Source organism: Agarivorans sp. Alg241-V36 (genome assembly GCF_900537085.1).
GTDB lineage: Bacteria > Pseudomonadota > Gammaproteobacteria > Enterobacterales > Celerinatantimonadaceae > Agarivorans.
Window position 1 is genome coordinate 274753 of the sequence record NZ_UNRE01000003.1, and the last position, 19867, is coordinate 294619.

The window sequence follows — 19867 nt, forward strand, 5'->3', positions numbered from 1 at the left end:
TAAGGAGGACAAACCATGTCTGACGCTAGTAACATTGCCAAAGCCGATAGCCATTCGCGCATGCAATACCTAATAAAAGAAAGTAAAGCTCAAAACCAATTGTGGATTTTAATCGACGATGATGGTTGCGTAATGCTTAATTCGGAAGATGAAGACTGCGTACCAGTGTGGCCCAGTAAAGATACCGCTGACGCTTGGGCCACTGGCGATTGGGAACACTGTAAAGCCGAAGCTATTTCGCTAAATAAATGGCGTAGCCGTTGGACCGAGGGGCTAACCGGCGATGAGTTATATGTTGCGGTATTTCCCAACGAGCAAGAAGAAGGCGTAATTTTATCGCCCTACGAATTTGAAGATGCCCTTAGCAAGGGCCGCTAAATAAAAAAGCCTCGCTAGACTAATAATCTAGCGAGGCTTTGAAGGTTCAATCTAAAACTACCAGCCTTGGGTATGTTTTTCGATTAACTGGCAGTAAAGCTCTACCTGTTCTGGGTTATCGTTTAATGCCGAGATGTAATGGTATTGCTCCCCACCCGCCTCTAAAAACTCATCGCGTAGCTCACAAGACACTTCTTCAATGGTTTCTAAGCAATCTGCCGAGAACGCCGGTGAAATAACATCTACAGACTTAATGCCCTGCTCCGCCAATTGATGCAGTAATCGGTCGGTATAAGGTTTTACCCAAGGATCTTTACCAAAACGCGACTGGTAACATAAACGCCATTGGTTTTGTTTAAGGCCAAGCACTGCGGCAACTTTAGCGGCTGTATCTTCACACTGTTGTGGATATGGGTCGCCATTGCGCGCATAACGCTCTGGAATGCCGTGAAAAGAAAACAACAGCACTTCGCCGCGGGCAGTTAGCTCCCAGTGTTGTTTAATCGAATTAGCTAGCGCTTGTATATAAGCTGGCTCGGCGTAGTAGTCTTTTACCATGCGCAGCTCTGGCAGGTTATAGGTGTTTTTAAGCGCTTTAGCGTAAGCATCAAACACTGGTGCGGTGGTTGATACCGAATACTGGGGATACATTGGCAATAACAGCACTTTTTGATGGCCTGCATCTAGCACTTGATTAACCACTTGCTGAATATCTGGTTCGCTGTAGGTCATGGCTAAATGCACTTCATACTTATCACTAAGCTTAGCCGCAACTTTGCTACAAATTTGCTCACTAATCACCTTAAGTGGCGAGCCATCTTTCAACCAAATTTGCTGATACAACTTAGCTACACGGCGCGAGCGCAGTGGCAAAATAACGCAATACAGTAATGGGAGCCATAACAACTTAGGAAGGTTCACCACCCGCTTATCGGACAAAAACCGACCCAGAAATTTAGCTACTGCACCTGGTGTCGCTTCGTCTGGTGTTCCTAAGTTCACCAATATTACGGCACATTTTAACTCACTGTCATTTTGTGACATTCAACTATTCCCTAAAAGTAGACAACACAGTGTACGGCATTTTTAGGCATAAAAAAAAGCGGCAATAGCCGCTTTTTTTGCAAATACTAATTAGTAATTAATCAAGTAATTCAACTAATTGATTGCTGATAGCTTCAACTGACTGAGTACCGTCTAGTTTGAAGTATTTGCTGTTACCTGCTTCAGCTTCTTTACCGTAGTAGCTAACTAATGGTTTAGTTTGCTTGTGGTAAATAGCTAAACGGTCACGAACAATGCTTTCTTCGTCATCTGGGCGGATTACTAAGTCTTCGCCGCTTACGTCGTCTTTACCTTCAACCTTAGGTGGGTTGTAAACGATATGGTAAACACGGCCGCTGCCTGGGTGAACACGACGTCCACTCATGCGCTTAACGATTTCTTCGTCGGCTACGTCAAATTCTAACACCGCATCAATCTTGATACCGGCGTCTTTCATTGCGTCAGCTTGTGGGATGGTGCGAGGGAAACCATCTAACAAAAAGCCTTTTTCGCAATCGTCTTCAAGAATACGTTCTTTTACTAGGCCAATAATCAACTCATCGGAAACTAATTGTCCTGCATCCATTACTTCTTTTGCTTTGATGCCTAAAGCTGTGCCAGCTTTTACAGCGGCGCGAAGCATATCGCCAGTAGAGATTTGAGGGATGCCGTAACGCTCCATAATAAATTGTGCTTGGGTACCTTTACCCGCACCTGGAGCGCCTAAAAGAATAATGCGCATAATTTGCTGTTCCTTGGTCTAGTTTTTAGTGCTTTTACAAGAGACGTGAATTTACACTGATGAGGCCAGAACTACAAGGGAAGCTCGACTAAAGTTCAGTTTGACGAAGCTCTGCATAATAACGCTGTTTGTTACTGTACATGTTCTGGTCGGCTAGCTTATACAAGCCGCTAAAATCTACGTCGGTGGTTGAGGCATACCCTACGGAGAAGCTCACCAAAGGCTCTCCGCCAAAGCTGTTTAGATCGATACCCACTTGATTATTTTGTCTTGCTGCTAAACGCTCGTTTAGCTGACTTGCCGATTCCAATTGTTCACCAGACAATACCGCCGCAAACTCGTCACCGCCAATACGGTAGAAATCTTGGGTTAGGCCGTCACAACAATCAGCTAATACTCTGGCCACCGAAATAATCAGTTGGTCACCTTTCTCATGGCCTTTCTCATCGTTCATTTGTTTTAGGCCGTTCACGTCAATAATAAATAAACCCACTTCGGCATCTAGTTGAGTTTCTAATGAGAACTGCAGTTCATCAAAGGCTTGGCGGTTTTTAATGCCCGTTAAAGAATCGGTTCTGGCAACATGGTCCAGCTCTTCGTTCAGGGTTCGGTTTTCTAAAAATGCGCTGAGTTCGGTGATAAACAATAGAATTCGATTACTGTTTTCTTCAGTTAACTTCGGCTCGTTGATAAGCAACCAACCCATTTTCCCGCCACCGCAGCGAATACCAAACACATTTACCAATTGTTGTTTAAACTCGATACTGAATCGATCCCAACGTTGTCGAGATTTTTCTGATACCCGATTAGCTAACTGTTCGAAGCTTTCTACCTCTACCGATAAACTATCGTTCACCATGCGATGGCCTCGAGATTGCGGCAGGTGAATAACCAAACCGGTATTGGGAAAACACATCGATAAAATTCGTAGCGCATCGTTAGCAATTTGTCGGTTGCCTATGCTAGCTTCTAATACCCGCCTAAATTGCACTAGCTGCTGAAAAAAGAAGTTACTCTGCGCCAAGTTATCCATCGACTGCTCTAAATCACGGGTGCGCTCTTCCACTTTATACTCAAGTTGACTATTTAGGTTCTGAACTTCTTCTAAGTAGCCTGCCCGTAACTTGTCAATGCGCGCTAACTCAACGTTTTTCTCGTTTACGGTGCGTAACTGTTCGCCAATGGTGCCTTTCATTTCTGTAAGCAAATTAGCTACATCGGCAAATTCTCGAATCACCAGCTTACCGTTGTTTAGGGCATCGGCATTTCGGCCTTTTTCAAAGTCTCGAATTAAGCCGTACAAACGGCCAAATGCTTTTGCCACTAAATGCGCAAACAACATCACAACCACAATTATGATGCCAATAACAATAATGCTACTAGCCATGCCCGGCGCCATGGCTTCTTTAACTTGGTTAGCTAGGCTCTCTAGGCGCTGACCAACTTTAATCTTAATCCATACGGAGTTTTGATAGTTTCGACCGGATATAATCAACCGGCTACCATGAGTAACATCGTAAGCGTCATCACCGATAAGGTTCCCAACCAATTGTTCTTCGCGATAGAACACAGCCAGACTTTCTTGGTCGTCTAAGCGATTAGCGGCAACTTCCGCTAACTTATAAATAGGCACTACTGCTATTAAGTAGCCTTTTACAACGATACGATCGATGGCGCGATCAGAGTAAATTGGCACTACATGCACCAAGCTATGGTGTTGACCGCTTTTGCCAACCAAAGAGTAATTATCAACTAAATAGACCTTACTTTTTGATTCAAGATCTTTTATTACGAAGGGGCTAGTAAAACGCTCTTGGAGTATATTTGACTGCTCAAGCGCAAGAATATTTCCACCATAAGATTCCACGACAAAGCCGTCGGCTTCTAGCAAATACAAAGACTCAATTAACGGCGCATCGAGCACAAAATTCCCAAGTATGTCGGGAAGGTGAATCGAATAAAGTAAGTCATCAATGCCATTCACTACACTCTCTTGCTCTGACAGCAAACGCAATCCATTGGTAAGAATCTCGTTGCTATGCTTAAGCTCTGCAGTTATTTGGCTAGCTGAGGCAGCTAAGCGACTATCCACCGATTGATAAACAAAGTTGTACATTTGTTTATAAAGGGTGAACGAGAGCACCGAAACCGGAATAATGGCTACGAAGATCAGTAACAAAAATGTGATAGACCGAAGTCTTATTGTCATTTTTTGCTTCCGCGTTTGCGAATTTCTTTATCAGCAATCGTTTGCATGAGTTGGGTGGCTTGCTCCACTGAATAGTTATGGTCCATATATCGGTTAAAGCCACGCTCTAGGGCTAACCACACTACGGTCATTTCGGCGTCACCGGGCATCGCTCTGGTTTCTTCCATTTGCTTCAACATGTTTTGTTCGTTGGGGCTGTTATCACTGATAATTTGCGAAACCAATTCAACATTAGCAGGAATTAAACCACCTTGATGATAAATGATACTCTGTGCCTCTTGCTGCTGCATAAAAGCACTAAATTGCTTAATTTGCTGATAATTTTCATCTGACCTTGAGAGACGTGGAAAGGCCAATACATAACCAGAAAACATTGGCAGCATTGGCTCACCTTGAATATTTGGCAAGGTGCTTACACCCAGTTTCTCGGCCATATTTTGTTTTAGATCGTTATAAATCCAATCGCCGTTAATCATGTAAGCGGACTGACCATTTTTAAATCGCTCTACGCTACAGTCGTGATTACACCTAGGATCAACTAAGCCAATATCTTTAAGCTGTTTATAAAACTTTAAAGCCTGCTGCATTTCTGGGGTGTCTAAGGTGATTTTATCGCCATTTAACGGCCAGCCTTGAAATGCCGTGAGGAATGGAATGAACCAATACATCTCCGAGTAATTCCAAACAATAGCTTGTTGTTCACCTTGGCTAAGATCTGATTGTTGATCTAGTAACTCGGCCCAAGAGCTGACAGGCTGTTTAACTAGATCTTTGTTATAGTAAAGCACCAAATGGTTGCCTTGAAATAGTGGCACACCGTATTGCTCGTTATCGGTAAAGCCGGCTTTTAGCACTCGCGACTCTGTTTGCGGAATAATCCAGTCTTTGGGCACTGGCGCTAAAGAAATCAAATCATGCATCCCGACAAAGTCACTAGGAACATAAAGGATATCCGGCAAGGTATTGGTGCGTGCTTGGTTAAGTACTTCTTCGCGTAATCGCTCCGATAAGAAGTTATTTTTTTCTACGGTAACACCGGATTGTTTTTCAAACTCTGCAATGGCGTTATCAAGATATTGAGATGGGTTATGGGCATTCCACAATGTGACTTTTGCGTTAGCCTGAGAAAGCGTACACATTAAGCCTATAATCAGCACCATTTTGCGCATGTTAGCTACCTTTCCGTTATTATTTTTTTGTTTAGTGTAGCAACGATTTAGCGCTTTAACTGTGAACTCATCCTCTGCATTCACTTCAAAGTCATCTGACCTGTATAGCTGCAATCAAGTCCATGAATATTCGTTTGTTTTGAACGCTGCTCATAAAACAAACAATAAAAAAGGCAGCACCTAGTGCTGCCTTTTATTATTTAGACTTTGATTAAGCTAAAAGTTGGTTAACTCGCTTAATGAAATCTGAAGGGTTTTCTAAACTACCACGCTCGGCTAATGTTGCTTGATCGAGCAGTAAGCTTGCCCATTCTGCAAATTTAGCTTCGTCTTGCTCGTCTGCTACACGCTTAACTAAGGCATGCTGAGGGTTTAATTCAAAAATGTACTTTTGATCTGGCACATCTTGACCAACTGCTTGCATCAACTTCTGCATTTGCGTGCTCATGTCGTTGTCATCAACAACGATACAAGAAGGTGTATCGGTTAAACGGTAAGTTAAACGAACATCTTTAACTTTATCGCCCAAGCTTTCTTTCATGCGCTCTACAAAGCTAGCGTATTCGCTTTCGTCTTGCTCTTTTTGCTTTTTAGTTTCTTCGTCATCTAAGTCGCCAAGGTCTAAATCACCTTTTGTAACAGAAACTAGCGTTTTGCCTTCAGCTTCTGGCAAGTGACTAATTAACCACTCATCTACACGGTCGTGCATTAGTAGTACTTCAATGCCTTTACGCTTAAAGATTTCTAGGTGCGGGCTATTCGCTGCTGCGGCGTAACCGTCTGCAGTTACGTAGTAAATCTTGTCTTGGCCTTCTTTCATGCGCTCGATGTAATCGGCGAACGAAACATTTTGCTCAGCGCTATCGCTATTAGTTGAAGCAAAACGCAGTAACTTAGCGATTTGGTCTTTGTTAGCGATATCTTCCGCAGGGCCTTCTTTTAGCACTTGGCCAAACTCTGCCCAGAACGTTTGGTATTTCTCGGCATCGTTTTTCGCCATGCGCTCAAGCATAGTAAGAACACGCTTAGTACAAGCGCTACGTAAGTTAGCGGTTGTTTTAGTATCTTGAAGAATCTCACGCGATACGTTTAGCGGTAAGTCGTTTGAATCTAACACACCCTTCACAAAGCGTAGGAAACCCGGCATAAACTCGTCGGCGTCGTCCATAATAAATACGCGTTGTACGTAAAGTTTTAAGCCGTGTTGGCGCTCGCGGTTCCACATATCAAATGGGGCTTTGCTTGGGATGTAAAGCAAGCTGGTGTAATCCTGCTTACCTTCAACCTTGTTATGCGCCCAAGTAAGTGGATCTGCAAAGTCATGAGAAATGTGCTTGTAAAATTCGTTGTACTCATCTTTAGAGATGTCGCTTTTACCACGAGTCCACAATGCAGTTGCTTTGTTGATGGCTTCCCACTCACCTGGTACTGCTTCAACTTTTTCACCATCTGGGCCTTCAGACTCAGGGGTTTCGTCTTTCCACATTTGTACTGGGATCGAAATATGATCTGAGTACTTAGTGATGATAGAACGCACTTTCCAGCTATCTAAGAACTCATGCTCGTCTTCACGCAAGTGAAGAATGATGTCGGTACCACGGCCTTCTTTAGTAATGTCGGCTACAGTGTAATCACCTTCTCCGGCACTTTCCCAACGCACGCCTTGGCTAGCTTCTGCGCCAGCAGCACGGGTTTCAACGGTTACCTTGTCGGCTACGATAAATGCTGAGTAGAAACCTACACCAAATTGACCAATTAATTGTGAGTCTTTTGCGCTGTCGCCACTTAACTGACCAAAGAATTCTTTAGTACCAGACTTAGCAATAGTACCAAGGTGCTCAACTACTTCATCACGAGTCATACCAATGCCGTTATCAGACAAGGTAATAGTTTTAGCATCTTGGTCGAAGCTTACTCGTACACGTAAGTCACCATCATTTTCAAATAAAGCGCTGTCTTCTAGCGCTTTAAAGCGCAACTTGTCGGCGGCGTCTGCCGCGTTAGAGACAAGTTCACGTAAGAAGATTTCTTTGTTTGAATATAGAGAATGGATCATCAACTGGAGTAACTGTTTTACTTCAGTTTGAAAGCCATGAGTTTCTGCATGAGCTGCATCAGTCATCGTATTGTTTCCTTGCTTTTACACATACTTCGTTAGTTGATAAACGATATGGGGGTAGCCAATTTTGATTTCAAGCTGACAGCCAAAAAAATTATCTCTGAGATACAAAAAAGCTCACCGTAGTGAGCTTATATTAAAATACTGAGAGCTACTTAATCGAGCTGCTGCCGACCAATCAAAGAATGCGAAAGTGTCGTGCCATCCACGCTATCAAGTTCGCCTCCCAGCGGAACGCCGTGAGCAATGCGAGATACTTTTACCTGATAACGTTTGGCCATGTCTGCGATGTAATAAGCGGTAGCCTCGCCCTCAACGGTTGGATTAGTCGCGAGGATCAATTCAGCGACTTCCTCTTGGGCTAAACGCTGCTCTAGCTTATCGAGATGAAGCTCTGCTGGGCCAATGCCATCTAGTGGAGAAAGGTGACCCATGAGCACAAAGTAACTGCCAAAAAATTGAGCTGTTTGTTCTATCGCTGCCACGTCGGCGGGGGTTTCAACCACACAAATCACCCCTTTGTTCATACGTTTTGGAGACTGACAGATGGGACAAAGTTCTTCCTCAGCAAAATTGCGGCACACCTTACAATGCCCTATCACGTCCATCGCATTGCTAATGCTAGCCGCGAGTTGTAGACCATCTTTACGCTTGCGCTCTAACAAATGAAAGGCCATGCGCTGGGCACTACGAGGACCCACGCCCGGTAATACCTGTAGTGACTTAATCAATTGTTCTATGCTGGGGCTGTATTTCATTAAACTTCCACTAATCTCAATTTACGCGACGATAATGTAACAGCGTGATAAGCAAAATTCATCACCAGTCGCAGAATTATTCACTTAGAATTGTTCGCAAAATAAATTACATCACTAGACCTAATAGCATTCCAGTGGGTATGATAATAAACGAAGAAGTATTAGCGGTAAGGGATTTATCGCTAAATCGAACAAGGAACAAGTTATGAAGCTAAAAACCAGCTTAATCTCGGCTGCCATTCTATCTGTGTTTAGCGCTAACGCAGCAGCCGACGAAACCTATGTACAAATAGGTGACTATACTCAAATTCTTTTGCCTCTTGGTGGCCTAGGCGTAAGTTTAGCTAAAGGGGATACTGTAGGTAGCTGGCAATTAACCAAATCTTTCGCCACTACCATGATCTTTACTCATGGTATTAAGTTTGCTGTAGACAAGCGCCGGCCTAACTTTACCACTAATAATTCTTTTCCTTCTGGCCATACGGCTGCAGCGTTTAGTGGCGCATCTTTCTTCCAAACTCGCTATGGTTCAGCCTGGGGGGTTCCCGCTTATGCGCTTGCCGCTTACACCGGTTGGAGCCGAGTACATGGCGATAAACACTACTGGGATGACGTGATAGCTGGCGCCAGTATAGCCACTTTAAGTAACTTGTTTTTTGTTAACCCTATCGACGAAGACATTAAAGTGAGCCCAATGGTTGATGGTGATGCTAAAGGTTTACAAATATCACTATCAAATGGCTTTTTTGAAGGCGGAACACGTTCTAAAAAACCACCAACAGCATTTGACCCTAAGTTTAAATTCGACTTTTTGCTTGGGCCTACTCGCTTAAAATCTAATGACATTGGTAGCTTTGCATCCAACCAAAACATAGAGTTTGGTCAAGAAGATACGCTCACAACTGCTGCCGCAAGATGGACTTGGTTAGCCAGTGATCAACACAGCTTTAGTTACTCAACCCAACCTTATGAAGCGCGAGACCAAGGCAAGGTAGAAGGCGGAGGTGATGTATATGCACAATACCAAGTTTGGGATAACTTAGTTAACTGGCAGTACGATTTACAGTTAGGTAAACAATGGATTGGTAAAGCAGGTTTAGGTTTATTGATTCAATATGCGCAAGCTTCACTTTACCCCGACTCAAGCTTTAGCAAAGAGCTAGAAGGTGATGAAGAATGGCTATTTTACCCCTTAGCAAACGCAACCCTTGGTTACCACTTTACGCCTAAGGTGAACCTCGCATTTACTGGCGAATACGGTAATAATGGCGACGGTGAAGTGCTTATGACAGATTTAGGCCTTAACTATGCGTTTAATAAGCGCTGGGATATTGGTGGTGGTTATAGCTACTACAAACGTGACCAAGACAATGCTAAAACCTTTAGAAAAATTGAGTTCGACAGCATTTATCTGCGCTTAGGTTATGCATTTTAAAACTGAAGGCGCAGATTGCGCCTTTTTATTACCTTTTACTTGCAAGGATGCCCGTGAGTACTCGTTTAAAGTCTGCCTTACTAATTAACCTAATTTGCTTATTGGTGGTAGCGAGTGTCACTGCCTTAGCCTTGCCTTTTCTGTATCAGCAGCAAAAAAACAATACCGAGAAGGAAGTAACAACCGCACTAAGTTTGTTTGAGATTAGTGCACGGCGCGCAGTAAATATTCAAAATAAACCAGTGTTAAAAGAGCTGGCCGAAGAGCTGTTAAAGTCACCCAGTGTTAACTATGTAAAAGTCACCGACCAAAGTAGTCGTAAAGTCATGGTGGAAGCCGGCACACCGCGCAAGAAGCAGCAAAATGATGGCAAACAAACCAACAAACTTGCTGCTCAAGTCGACAACCAACAACGACCATCTAGCCAAATTAATCCTATTGCTTGGGTTGAGATTGAATTCTCTAGCCCGAGTAGCGTTTACCAGTGGTTACTGCCACATCGTTTAGTGGCATTTAGATTGTTAGCAGGGATCTTGTTACTACAAATCGTACTTAGCGTATTTGTTAGTCGAATGTTTACCACTGCCTCAGCAAATCCAACACCAATCAAGCCGACGGTCAACAAACCAACTCCGCCAAAACAAGAACCTGTTATCTCTAGCTCGAAAACAGCGATTGAAATTACTAATGCCAAACTAAGCAAAGAGTTACAAACAGCCAAAGCCCAACACAAAAAAGACAAACATAAAGTAAAGCAGCTGGTTGAGTTATCAAACCGAGCCAATAGCTTGAAAAAAGCTTTGCTTGAGCATGCCAATAACGCTGCCTTTATCGTTGATGAACACAACCACGTTATTGGAGCCAGCACCATTGGGCGTAACTATTTAAACGTGAGCAAAGACAAACTCATCAACATCAACTTGAACAAACACTACTCAGTGCCTAAGCAAAACGAAACTCAAGACGGTGAGTTTATGGAGTTATTGGTCTCTTACCCTGAGGAGTTTTGCTTATTAGTAAGAGCAAACAAAACCGGCAAAACTTACGCAGCTACTCACCTTGCCCTGCCCTTTAGTGAAGACAGCTTATATTTGGTAAGTATTAACCCTATACGCCAGCAAGAACAGCTTACACAGCACAAACAAAGCCCTAAACACCTTTTACAGCAACTAATGCCAAGTGATTTATACACACCACTAAAAGCCGGTTGCTTAGATGCCTTAAACCAACTAAACAAAGCATCACTACTGGCACCTACAGAATATTCCATTAGAGAGCGCTTAGACGCACAGGTCCGTTTAAACACACTGCTACGCAGTTTGCCTTGGCAGCAACAACAAGACACCTGCATAAAGTGTAAATCAGAATCAGTACTTGAAATACTCGAGCAGCGACTTGCTCAGTTTTCTGCCCTTTTCCATGCTAAAAACTTACATTGGGCATTGGTGGTTAGCCCAGAGATTAGCCAACAATACATGCTAAACCGTGCTCATTTGGTTGCGATATTAGATTTACAGCTTTATTTAATCTCTTTGTATCCAAACAACAGCCAAGTGCTTATTCAGCTACAAGTTGAAAACCAACAATTAGTCTTTTCTGTGGATAGCGAAAACGCCGGCCAACTAAGCACTTTGCAACAATCAATCATCGCCCTCAGCGCGGCCTTAGTGAAACAGGTCAATGGGCGCCAACAGCAAAATCAAGATTCTTTAAGTCTTTGCCTAAATTATCAAGCGGTAGCATCCGATCAATTAGTAGAAAGCACTAGCGAAGATATGCAATATTTTGCGCTAGATTTTGCCGATGAGTTTTTCCAGCGTTGCCTCAGCATTCAGCTGCAACTTTTATCTGCCGAGGTCATAGACCTCACGCAACTAGACGAAGTAGCCGCTAAACACAGCGTAACGGTAATAAGCGATAAACCTGAGTTAACCCTCGAGTTAGAAGATCAAGGCATTAAGCTAAACGTGTTGCTGGTAGCGGAACAACTGCCTTCATCGGCACAGTATGACTCCTCTCTTAAACCACTGTTTTGCTTAAAGCCTCAACTATGTAGCTTTTTAATGGCTAGCTTCTTCCAGCAACATTCCAACACACAAGAGCAGCAAACTATTGAAGACCTTGCACAGGTTGCTATTGCCGCAGCAAGTGAAGATGAAGCAACCACGCCGAGCAGCTTTTCTATCGCTTCATTTAGCCAATCTAAACACCGCTTTGAACACTTAAATACGCAGTTAGGCGACATCGCTTTAAAATGGCAGCATCGTGCTTGGCAAGAAGCATATAATCAGATTAAGAACCTCGGCACAGTGGATTACCTGTTGCTGGAAAGTAGCGAACTCACAACAGTACGAATTCAACAAATACAACAGTACAAACCCGAACTTCGCTTACTGCTATTGGTAAACAACGTTGAGGACTTAGATGTTACTCGCTTAGCCGGTTTACATTACTATTTGCTAAGCGAGTCTAATATTGAAAATGATATACGTGATGTATTGGTATTGAATCAGCACTTTGGACAGGCATTAGACGGCTTATGTGCAGATGAGCAGCTATTGTCATCCCATGCTATATCGGAATATAGCTTCCTTCGCTTAATTGAAAATCTCAGCGGCTTGAGTCCGAGCGAGCCTAAGCCCAAATCGGATAAACAAACTAATGTATCGCCGGCAGAAAGTGGCAATGAACCTTATTTGCGAGCACTAGAAAGTGTATTCAGCATCGAAAACAAAAATCGCTGTTCTTTAATCGTGGAATTTGCCAAGCAGCAAAAATGGAAAGAGGCGCAGGAGCAAGTACAACACCTCGCGTTTGGAGCCGAGAAATTTGCTTCGGATAAGCTAAACCAACAGGTAAGTGAACTTTCTGAAGCAGTATTTAAGCAGGATGAAACGGCCCTAACTAGCGCCCTAGCGCAGCTTAACTAAGCACTTTAACAAAGCTCAGACAATAAAAAAGAGCAAGGCACTGCCTTGCTCTTTTGTTATGCCCTGTAGATTTAATCTACGATTAAATCGTAGTCTTTACGAAGAATATCAATCACTTCTTGCTTAGGGTTATCACCAATGGTGATAGGTGCGCCAGTAATTTTCTCTGCAATGCCGGTGTAAGTCTCAGAGATTTTCATTAAGACCTCAACGGGCAAGTTGTTGTCTCGCGCTAAGGCTTCGCGTTCAGGCATACGGTTTTTGTTTAACAGAATATCAGGATCTGGGAAGTAGCTAAGTAAAGTTTGGCGGAAATCTTCTTTAGAGTTTTCAACCACTTTACCTTCTCGGTAACTTGGACCGTCCCATATACGCGATGAGTCTGGCGTACCAACTTCGTCCATGTATATTAATTTGTCCTGCCCTTGAGCGTCGGTAACGTAGCCAAACTCAAATTTGGTATCAACAAATACTTGGTCAATGTCATTTAAGGCCTGGCTAATTACACCAAAACCTTGCTTAAGTAGGTTTTCGTACACATCGATATCGCTGGCGGATTTAAAGTTGAAAGCGGCGTAGTTGTCTTCAATGTTGTTGCGAGTGACATTTACGTCGTCTGCTTCTGGAACCCCAGGGATCCCTTTAAGAATGCCCTTAGTAGAGGGAGTAATCAGAATCTCTGGTAATTTTTGGTCGCGCTGCAAACCTTCTGGTAAATCAATACCACAGAAATTACGTTCGCCTTTCTCATAAGCGCGCCACATTGAACCCGTAATGTATTGGCGACAAATAGCTTCAATCATTACTGGGCGCGCTTTTTGAACAATCCAAACAAAGGGATGTGGAATATCGAGAATGTGGCTATCGGCCAAGCCTTGTTCTTTAAACAGCTTAAACCAATGATTTGAAATTGCGTTAAGTGCAGCACCTTTACCAGGCACGCCTTTTAGCCCCTCTTCACCGTGCCAGATGCAGTCAAAGGCTGAAATACGGTCGCTGATTACCATAATCGCTAATGGCGTGTCGGCAGCAACATCATAAGCTTTTTCTTTAATGAGTCGTTTACTATCGGCTTCGGTTAGCCAATATACCGAGCGAACTTTACCGCTATGAACGGGCGCGTCGGTGCGAATGGGTAAATCGTTATTCACTGCTAATACTTTATCAGCAAGACTCATGGTAAACAGTCCTCTATTTAAGAGCGAAAAATCAACGAACAAGCTCGCTTACACACTGATTTTTACGGGGAACATTAATTTGCTGAAGGATTTTACCAGAAAGCTCGCTAACTGCTAGCGATTAGCGAGCTCTAAAGCACTTTCATTCGCAGATAAACATTTACCAAGCTTAACTAAACAATGAATAGAATTTGCTTAACAGTTACTACTCGTCAAAATACCAAAAACCCGCATTGAGTAATTCTAAAAGCCAATCAAGCTGATGTTTATCTTCGTTAAAAGCTCGCAGGGAATGAGCGTCTATTGCCACACTATCACACATATTCTTTGCTAAAGCCCATGAACAATTAGGCACCGCATAGCTTTGGCCATCTACAAACAATTCGTAGGGCAATACATCAAGATATAAGGCTTTAATCCCTGCAGTACGTTTTAACTCAGCGCCCTGCTCCATAAGCTCATGTAAATCACTCATGGTTAATTCATCTTCGCTGCCATTCAGTACCACAATGTCTGAGCTATGCGATGAATCACTTAAATACTCCCCTAAAAAATGAGCGCTGGCTTGCGGAGAATTGAGCAAGGATTGCATCAATTTATTCAAAGCTAGAGTGTCATTTTCTGCCACTCGGCCAAACTCAGTAGTGGCTTGTCGGTGAGGATCGGCAAAACGTTGCGAACTAGTATCGTGTTGTAATAGGTAATCGGCAAAACCAGTGACTAAGTCTTTAGCATTAGGAGCCCTAAAGCCTACCGAGTAATTCATTGACGGCTCTATAGCGTAGCCCTCATGCGGACAGCCAGGCGGGATATACAGCACATCACCACTTTCTAGAACCACGTCAATTTCGGCGACAAAGTCCTCGCAGTGTTTTAGCTTATCGTGAGAGGCAAATTCCTTAAGAATTTGCTTTTGCCCTACCCGCCAGTGTCGCTTGCCCTCGCCTTGAATAATGAATACACAATATTGATCGATATGCGGACCCACACCGCCTTTAGGCGTAGAGTAAGAAATCATTACATCGTCAAACCGCCAGTTTGGAATAAACTGAAAAGCCGCAGCTAGCTTCGCTACTTCGCTATGCCAATGGTCTACTCCTTGTACCAACAAAGAGCTCTGTGATTCGCCCAATAAGGCAAAATCTTCAAAAGGACCAAGGTGGGCTTCCCATTGCTGGTCTACACATCTCACAAGACGGCTTTGAATATCCGCCTCCATAGCTAAGCCAGCGAGCTCTTCGGGGCTTAGCGGATCAACAAAATCATGCATGCCTTGTTTTAACAAACAGGGACGTTGTTGCCAGTAATTAGCCATGAAATCTTGTTGGTCAAATGCGGTTTGATATGTCATACAGCTCACCTTTTGTAGTATCGGCAAAGTGTAACTGATTTCCCGACAGGCTTTTAGCCAAACCCTCGCTTTATTCAAAGGACAAAACGCTAAAAACTTTGTATGCTTAAGCCAGCTAACAGGGATCGTAAACCTTACACAAAAACATGACTACGCACTTTCAATTATTTGATCTTCCGGAAAATGCCACCGAAGAGCAAATAAAAAACCGCTACAAACAACTCGCCAGCCGCTGCCACCCCGACAAGGGCGGTTCAGCCCAATTGATGATTTTGATTAAAAACAGTTATCAAAAATTGTTATTGGGTGAAGGGGCAATTGCTATTGAGCAATCTTTGGATGACTCCAATAAGCAAGTACTCGCCTTAAAGAAAACCATTCATCAGCAACAATTTTATATTCAAAAACTAAGCGTAGCAATTGCCAAACAAGCACAGATAAAAGAAACCAAGCGACTACAAAAGATAGTAATGCCAGCGCTCGTTGGCGTGTTAGCGGTAATCGTGATTGTTTTAAGTAATGGCTGGTATCAGTCTAATCAGCAATTAATCAAGGCCGCTAATCAGTTAACTGCGGCCGAAAAAAGCAGCAAAAAGCCTGCTAAACCAATTGTGCCAGCGCTGAGCCAAGAGAACTTGGCCAAAACTTGGGAACTAAAACAAAAGCTTCGCTTAAGCAGTGCCCGGCAACAATACCTTGAGGATGATTTGGATATGAGTTTGTCGCTGATTCGCGTCTTATTGAACCAACTTTCAGCTAAAGACTTGAATCAAGCTCAGCAGCAGTTCTTGTTACAGCAAGATATAGAAATGCCTAGGTTAATCGATAATGAAGAGCTTATTGAGAAAGGCACTACTTATGAAAACGTTATTGATGTAAACCCAGTTGATGTAAACGCCGTCGATGAAAAAACCACTGAAGCTCAAAAAGCAGAAGGACAACTGGGGGAAGATAGTGCTATTGGTAAACATCCATATTCGGTTTTTCTAGAAAACCTGCATGAGACAGACTTTATAGACTCGGAAGTTAGCGCCGCTGGGACACCAGCTAATTAGAAAGAAAAGCTTTTAACTCACTTTTTGCTTGTTCGTTATGCTCTTTAATAGCGGCAATTTGTTCCAGCAAACGGGTCTTTTTATCTCCACTGGGCAGCTTGGCGCACAGTTCGTTTAGGCGTGCTAGTGGGTCTAATAATTGATCGAATTGCTGGTTAATCTGTTCCATTTTCTCTGTCTCTGTTAAAACCGCCATTAAGCCTACGGATCAAGTACTTGAAAACAAGACTCCAAATGGGTGAAACTTCATTAACTTGAAGTAAACACGCTATTTTTGCCAATGCCATACTCTGCCTTACTCGAACCCGTTAACAATTTTTTGCACTGCCCTACGCCCAAACAATGGCTAGAGGAAGCAAAACAGCCCGCTAGCTTAAGCATTTTGTTAGTTGATCACGCTAATGCTGAGTGGAAAGCAGCTGCCACTGCCAGCAAACTTCTACTCAAATACGCAGGTACTAATCAGCCAGTGATTCAACAAGAGATAAAAGCCCTGTTAGCGCCTTATGAATTCATTATTTTTAGAGCGGGTCGTTGGTCTGTGCCGGTTTTTATGGACTGGTTCTTTCCTTTAGGTGCAAATAATGCTGATGAAAAACAACATGGTACTGCCAGCGCAACACTGAGCTTGATGCAGCGATGCAAGTTTGACCCAGAGTTATTGGCAGAACTAAGTAAACAATTAAGTGCTCACAGCTATAACGCAGAGCCACAAGCATCAACATTAAGCGCCAAAGCAGAATCAAGAAAACAAGGGCAACTCTCCGATTTTCAAGCAGCATTGATTGAAAAAATGAGGCTGCTAATTAAAGAAGAACTACATCACTTTGAGCAGGTGTTTTCTATCATGCATCAATTTGGAATTGGCTATAAAAACCTCCCAGCAGGTGGCTACGCTAAAGGCTTAATGTCGCAAGTTCGTCATTTTGAACCACAAGCCTTAGCCGACAAACTGATTGTTGGCGCATACATTGAAGCTCGCTCCTGTGAACGTTTCGCCATGCTCGCGCCGTTTTTACCCGAAACCATCGGTCAATTCTACATTTCTTTATTACGCTCAGAAGCCCGCCATTATCAGGATTATTTGAGCTTAGCGAATATGATCATTGACGAAAAAGAGCTACAACAAAGGCTAAGCATAATTGGCCAACATGAAGCAGAACTAATTTCTCAACAAGATGACGTTTTTCGTTTTCACAGTGGAATACCCTTGAGCTAGTATAATTAATGTAGAAAGGGTTGATCACACTAGCAATAAACCACGTAGTTATTTGGAAGTTAATCAGATTGGATAAGGTGAACTATGCGCTTACCCTTGTTTCCATTAGAGCTTTTTGTTTTGCCCGGAGGGCTGAGCAAATTACGAATATTTGAACCACGTTATTTGCGTTTGGTTTCTATAGCCAGTGAAGAAGCTAAAGGCTTTGTACTATGCCAACCACTCGCGGAAGATAATACAGAGTTCAACATAGGCGTTCATTGCCAAATAGAAGATTTTGAGCAGCTTGAAGACGGTATGCTTGGCATTACCATACGCGGTATAAAACGCGTAGACCTAAGTGATACCAGCCAAGCTGATGATAAGCTTTATAGCGCTTTTGCCCAAGCTAAACCCAATTGGCAACTCGAAGAAGCCCCCGCCGTTGAGGACGACCTAAGTGAAAAGCTGCAGCAAGTATTAATTCAGCACGAGCTCTACGAGCAGCATCCAGACTTTTTCGCTTATGATGATGAATATTGGGTAGTTTTACGTTGGTTAGAGCTATTGCCATTCTCTAGCAAAGCTAAAAATCAAATCCTTTATGAAGATGATTTTTCAACTCTAGATAACTTAGTTCATCAGTTAGTGTCTGAAATAACAATAGGCCATAGGTAGCTGATATAAAAAGTGATTATCAAGTAAGCGGTTTATCTTAATTGATATTTAATTATTAGCATTAAAAACTTATATTTAACTAAAAAATGTCATATTTATCGCAATATGCGAACTTTTACACAGTCTTGTAATCAAAAGTGCTTTAAGATGGCTAAGTCATGGATGATGAGAAGAAGTAATGGCTTCGCATTGGTAACTGAATCCAATATGCTATTACCCTAATAACCTTGGAACAATAAATATCTAGTAGTTAGTGAGTGAGAGATCTGCGACCCTTACTCTCTTAAAGGTGATTCATGAGATATAAAGCAAAAATAAGCGCAGCAATTACACAAGCACTTCCGCTAGTCCAATCTGCCACCGCCGATGAAGCCGTATTATGGAACATCGAGAAAGAACGAGACATGCTCTGCATGGAGTTCACCTCAAATATGAGCTTCGAAAGTTTAGAGGCTGGATTTAAACAAGCAGCTGAGAAACTAGGCATTACCTGCCCTATTAGTCTCTTAAAACTACGCCGCTAGTTTATAAGACAGTGGGGGCGGTTTTCCTCCCCCAACTTCTTTCCACTAATTTTTATTTCTTTGTCATCTACTCGCTAGTTTGTTGCGTATTAAATACACAAGCTAAGGAGGCTGATATGGATCTGATCATTAATTCTCATGAAGGCGACATCTACCTAGTCAACGAGCAACAACACAACTTTCAACGGGTACTTTGTGATAGCAATCACCACCCTCTCAGGTTCGCCAGTATTTCTAGCATAAAACAACATTATCAAGAACAGGCCATCGATAAAGTTTGGCTAGTTCAGCACTCCGCCTATGACGAAATGTGCGGCTTACAAAGCGCAAACCAGCCAATGAAAATGCCTTTGAGCTGGTAAATACCAATACAACCATTTAGCCAAGCAATAAAAAAGCAGCCATTCGGCTGCTTTTTCCATTTACTCTTGAAGCCAAGGTGGCAAACAAACACCTAGCCCGCCCAAGCCACAGTATCCATTAGGATTTTTGTGCAAGTATTGCTGATGGTAAAGCTCTGCGTAATAAAAAGTATCAAAGTTAACTAATTCGGTACTAATAGCGTGCGCTAAACCTTCACCTTGCAAGGCTTTCTGGTAAGCCTGTTGGGCTTGCTTAGCTAATTCCAACTGCTCACTGCTAGTAGCAAATATCATCGAGCGATACTGGGTACCAACATCCCCACCTTGGCGCATGCCTTGGGTTGGGTCGTGCTGCTCAAAAAAGCAGGTCAACAATTGCTGATAGCTAATCACACTTGGATCATATATCACTTTCACAACTTCAGTGTGTCCAGTTAAACCGGTACACACTTCATCGTAATTAGGGTTAGGCGTAAAACCGCCGGCATACCCTACCGCAGTTGTAATTACGCCTTGCTGTTGCCAAAACAAACGTTCTGCGCCCCAAAAACAACCTAAGCCAAAATAAGCCGTTGCTTGATTAGCGCTAGCATGTTCTAGGTAGTTGCTGCCATTAACAGCGTGAATACCGTCTAAGTTAATGGCTTCCATACGTCCAGGTAAGGCATCCGCTTGGCTAACCAAAGTCGTTTTGCTCATTGATACAACTCCATCTCTATTGGCAAACGTTTAATTGC

Annotated in this window: 18 protein-coding genes; 8 read left to right on the forward strand and 10 right to left on the reverse strand. The window is 42.9% G+C overall.

Annotated elements, in window-relative coordinates; all coding sequences use genetic code 11:
* Positions 1–15 precede the first annotated feature (15 nt).
* Positions 16–378 carry a DUF2750 domain-containing protein gene (locus G6R11_RS08630; protein WP_163132671.1) on the forward strand — a complete coding sequence of 121 codons (363 nt, stop codon included), beginning with the start codon at positions 16–18 and terminating at the stop codon, positions 376–378.
* 57 nt (positions 379–435) lie between these two features.
* On the opposite strand, the gene hemH is transcribed toward G6R11_RS08630, so the two are convergent.
* The 6 genes from hemH to recR form a co-directional block, all read right to left on the reverse strand.
* Positions 436–1422, reverse strand: coding sequence for a ferrochelatase (gene hemH / locus G6R11_RS08635; RefSeq protein WP_163132672.1), 987 nt, complete (start codon positions 1420–1422; stop codon positions 436–438).
* Positions 1423–1519: 97 nt separating this feature from the next.
* The gene (gene adk, locus G6R11_RS08640) at positions 1520–2164 is read right to left on the reverse strand and encodes an adenylate kinase (protein WP_163132673.1); all 645 of its coding nucleotides are present in this window, start codon (positions 2162–2164) and stop codon (positions 1520–1522) included.
* Positions 2165–2252: 88 nt separating this feature from the next.
* Positions 2253–4373, reverse strand: coding sequence for a GGDEF domain-containing protein (locus G6R11_RS08645; protein WP_163132674.1), 2121 nt, complete (start codon positions 4371–4373; stop codon positions 2253–2255).
* A complete protein-coding gene (locus G6R11_RS08650) occupies positions 4370–5542 on the reverse strand; it encodes an extracellular solute-binding protein (RefSeq protein ID WP_163132675.1) in 1173 nt (390 codons plus the stop codon). Before G6R11_RS08650 ends, G6R11_RS08645 begins: the two co-directional genes overlap by 4 nt.
* A gap of 211 nt (positions 5543–5753) precedes the next feature.
* Positions 5754–7664 (reverse strand): molecular chaperone HtpG, encoded by a 1911-nt coding sequence (gene htpG, locus G6R11_RS08655; RefSeq protein ID WP_163132676.1) that lies wholly within the window; start codon positions 7662–7664, stop codon positions 5754–5756.
* 152 nt (positions 7665–7816) lie between these two features.
* On the reverse strand, positions 7817–8419 hold the full coding sequence (gene recR / locus G6R11_RS08660) for a recombination mediator RecR (protein ID WP_163132677.1): 603 nt from the start codon (positions 8417–8419) through the stop codon (positions 7817–7819).
* A gap of 205 nt (positions 8420–8624) precedes the next feature.
* On the opposite strand from recR, the gene G6R11_RS08665 reads away from it, so the two are divergent.
* Entirely contained in the window at positions 8625–9854 is a 1230-nt protein-coding gene (locus G6R11_RS08665) for a phosphatase PAP2 family protein (RefSeq protein WP_163132678.1), read from the forward strand.
* 53 nt (positions 9855–9907) lie between these two features.
* Complete coding sequence (locus G6R11_RS08670) at positions 9908–12784, forward strand: hypothetical protein (protein WP_163132679.1); 2877 nt, start codon at positions 9908–9910, stop codon at positions 12782–12784.
* 71 nt (positions 12785–12855) lie between these two features.
* On the opposite strand, the gene G6R11_RS08675 is transcribed toward G6R11_RS08670, so the two are convergent.
* Positions 12856–13962, reverse strand: coding sequence for a phosphoribosylaminoimidazolesuccinocarboxamide synthase (locus tag G6R11_RS08675; protein WP_163132680.1), 1107 nt, complete (start codon positions 13960–13962; stop codon positions 12856–12858).
* 205 nt (positions 13963–14167) lie between these two features.
* Positions 14168–15313: a cupin domain-containing protein gene (locus G6R11_RS08680; RefSeq protein WP_163132681.1), complete on the reverse strand. Its 1146-nt coding sequence runs from the start codon at positions 15311–15313 to the stop codon at positions 14168–14170.
* Positions 15314–15459: 146 nt separating this feature from the next.
* On the opposite strand from G6R11_RS08680, the gene G6R11_RS08685 reads away from it, so the two are divergent.
* Positions 15460–16368 carry a J domain-containing protein gene (locus G6R11_RS08685; RefSeq protein ID WP_163132682.1) on the forward strand — a complete coding sequence of 303 codons (909 nt, stop codon included), beginning with the start codon at positions 15460–15462 and terminating at the stop codon, positions 16366–16368.
* Here the strand turns inward: G6R11_RS08685 and G6R11_RS08690 are convergent.
* Entirely contained in the window at positions 16361–16537 is a 177-nt protein-coding gene (locus tag G6R11_RS08690) for a hypothetical protein (RefSeq protein WP_163132683.1), read from the reverse strand. The two genes, G6R11_RS08685 and G6R11_RS08690, sit on opposite strands and share 8 nt — an antisense overlap.
* Before the next feature lie 111 nt (positions 16538–16648).
* Here G6R11_RS08690 and G6R11_RS08695 point away from each other — a divergent pair, with 111 nt between their 5' ends.
* The 4 genes from G6R11_RS08695 (at position 16649) to G6R11_RS08710 (ending at position 19130) form a co-directional block, all read left to right on the forward strand.
* Positions 16649–17587 (forward strand): tRNA-(ms[2]io[6]A)-hydroxylase, encoded by a 939-nt coding sequence (locus G6R11_RS08695; RefSeq protein ID WP_163132684.1) that lies wholly within the window; start codon positions 16649–16651, stop codon positions 17585–17587.
* A gap of 84 nt (positions 17588–17671) precedes the next feature.
* Entirely contained in the window at positions 17672–18244 is a 573-nt protein-coding gene (locus G6R11_RS08700; RefSeq protein ID WP_163132685.1) for an LON peptidase substrate-binding domain-containing protein, read from the forward strand.
* A gap of 296 nt (positions 18245–18540) precedes the next feature.
* Entirely contained in the window at positions 18541–18768 is a 228-nt protein-coding gene (locus G6R11_RS08705) for a hypothetical protein (RefSeq protein WP_163132686.1), read from the forward strand.
* Between the two features lie 116 nt (positions 18769–18884).
* On the forward strand, positions 18885–19130 hold the full coding sequence (locus G6R11_RS08710; protein ID WP_163132687.1) for a DUF6482 family protein: 246 nt from the start codon (positions 18885–18887) through the stop codon (positions 19128–19130).
* 60 nt (positions 19131–19190) lie between these two features.
* Here G6R11_RS08710 and msrA read toward each other — a convergent pair whose 3' ends face one another.
* A complete protein-coding gene (gene msrA / locus G6R11_RS08715; RefSeq protein WP_163132688.1) occupies positions 19191–19829 on the reverse strand; it encodes a peptide-methionine (S)-S-oxide reductase MsrA in 639 nt (212 codons plus the stop codon).
* Positions 19830–19867 lie beyond the last annotated feature (38 nt).

What these genes read in the sequence shown, in the direction of transcription:
- G6R11_RS08630 (WP_163132671.1), top strand. Translation starts at nt 16, where the DNA reads ATGTCTGACGCTAGTAACATTGCCAAAGCCGATAGCCATTCGCGCATG.
- hemH (WP_163132672.1), bottom strand. Translation starts at nt 1,422, where the DNA reads ATGTCACAAAATGACAGTGAGTTAAAATGTGCCGTAATATTGGTGAAC.
- adk (WP_163132673.1), bottom strand. Translation starts at nt 2,164, where the DNA reads ATGCGCATTATTCTTTTAGGCGCTCCAGGTGCGGGTAAAGGTACCCAA.
- G6R11_RS08645 (WP_163132674.1), bottom strand. Translation starts at nt 4,373, where the DNA reads ATGACAATAAGACTTCGGTCTATCACATTTTTGTTACTGATCTTCGTA.
- G6R11_RS08650 (WP_163132675.1), bottom strand. Translation starts at nt 5,542, where the DNA reads ATGCGCAAAATGGTGCTGATTATAGGCTTAATGTGTACGCTTTCTCAG.
- htpG (WP_163132676.1), bottom strand. Translation starts at nt 7,664, where the DNA reads ATGACTGATGCAGCTCATGCAGAAACTCATGGCTTTCAAACTGAAGTA.
- recR (WP_163132677.1), bottom strand. Translation starts at nt 8,419, where the DNA reads ATGAAATACAGCCCCAGCATAGAACAATTGATTAAGTCACTACAGGTA.
- G6R11_RS08665 (WP_163132678.1), top strand. Translation starts at nt 8,625, where the DNA reads ATGAAGCTAAAAACCAGCTTAATCTCGGCTGCCATTCTATCTGTGTTT.
- G6R11_RS08675 (WP_163132680.1), bottom strand. Translation starts at nt 13,962, where the DNA reads ATGAGTCTTGCTGATAAAGTATTAGCAGTGAATAACGATTTACCCATT.
- G6R11_RS08680 (WP_163132681.1), bottom strand. Translation starts at nt 15,313, where the DNA reads ATGACATATCAAACCGCATTTGACCAACAAGATTTCATGGCTAATTAC.
- G6R11_RS08685 (WP_163132682.1), top strand. Translation starts at nt 15,460, where the DNA reads ATGACTACGCACTTTCAATTATTTGATCTTCCGGAAAATGCCACCGAA.
- G6R11_RS08690 (WP_163132683.1), bottom strand. Translation starts at nt 16,537, where the DNA reads ATGGAACAGATTAACCAGCAATTCGATCAATTATTAGACCCACTAGCA.
- G6R11_RS08695 (WP_163132684.1), top strand. Translation starts at nt 16,649, where the DNA reads ATGCCATACTCTGCCTTACTCGAACCCGTTAACAATTTTTTGCACTGC.
- G6R11_RS08700 (WP_163132685.1), top strand. Translation starts at nt 17,672, where the DNA reads ATGCGCTTACCCTTGTTTCCATTAGAGCTTTTTGTTTTGCCCGGAGGG.
- G6R11_RS08705 (WP_163132686.1), top strand. Translation starts at nt 18,541, where the DNA reads ATGAGATATAAAGCAAAAATAAGCGCAGCAATTACACAAGCACTTCCG.
- G6R11_RS08710 (WP_163132687.1), top strand. Translation starts at nt 18,885, where the DNA reads ATGGATCTGATCATTAATTCTCATGAAGGCGACATCTACCTAGTCAAC.
- msrA (WP_163132688.1), bottom strand. Translation starts at nt 19,829, where the DNA reads ATGAGCAAAACGACTTTGGTTAGCCAAGCGGATGCCTTACCTGGACGT.